Origin of the sequence: Burkholderia sp. Ac-20392 (genome assembly GCF_017104585.1) — a bacterium.
Classification (GTDB): domain Bacteria; phylum Pseudomonadota; class Gammaproteobacteria; order Burkholderiales; family Burkholderiaceae; genus Burkholderia; species Burkholderia lata.
Map to the genome: position 1 here is coordinate 1 of NZ_JAAGPB010000800.1, position 246 is coordinate 246.

The 246-nt window shown below is 55.3% G+C and carries 1 protein-coding gene; it reads right to left on the reverse strand.

From position 1 onward, the window contains the following. Positions 1–55: 55 nt before the first annotated feature. A partial coding sequence (locus tag G3N99_RS38365) for a hypothetical protein (protein WP_206124987.1) occupies positions 56–246 on the reverse strand: 191 nt, incomplete at its 5' end.

A 246-nucleotide genomic window follows, 5' to 3' on the forward strand; every position in this document is an offset into this window, starting at 1 on the left:
GGTACAAGCGAGGGAGGAAATGGTATGTCTTGTAAGAAGATGAGATGGTACATCATTAGAACAAGAGAGACAAAGGCAGAGAAGCGTGGAAAGAGGGAAACAGAATGTGGAGAAAGCAGAGGAAGGGAAAAAGGAGGAAAGGGAGGATGGAGAAGAGGGTAGTAGGGGGAGAGGGGGGGGGGGGGGGGGGGGGGGTTGGAGGGGGGGGGGGGGGGGGGGGGGTGGTTTTTTTTTTTTCAGGCAGAG